The sequence below is a fragment of the Aureibaculum marinum genome, from assembly GCF_003813905.1.
Lineage (GTDB): Bacteria > Bacteroidota > Bacteroidia > Flavobacteriales > Flavobacteriaceae > Aureibaculum > Aureibaculum marinum.
On the sequence record NZ_RPFJ01000045.1, the window covers coordinates 1 to 259 of the forward strand.

Sequence of the window (259 nt, forward strand, 5' to 3'; positions counted from 1 at the left end):
AACAAAGAACTGAGCTAAAAACCAAGCCTTTTCTTCATTAAATTTTGACAATAGTTTTCTTGCATTGTTGAATTAGAATAAATCTCCTACGGTCGATTTTATTTCCAATGCAACAAGCAATAATTATCACCATATTTTTTTAGTTATTTAGTTTTAATACTGAAATATGGCTCGCATCATAAGGGTTTCCCGATTTTGCAATAGCAAAAGCTTGTTTCAATAGCTTATTAGAAACGGCAATTAATGCTAATTTTTTACT

General features: G+C 29.3%; 1 pseudogene. It reads right to left on the bottom strand.

From position 1 onward, the window contains the following. Nucleotides 1-139: 139 nt before the first annotated feature. Nucleotides 140-259, bottom strand: a pseudogene (locus EGM88_RS16065) (IS110 family transposase); the annotation flags it as partial.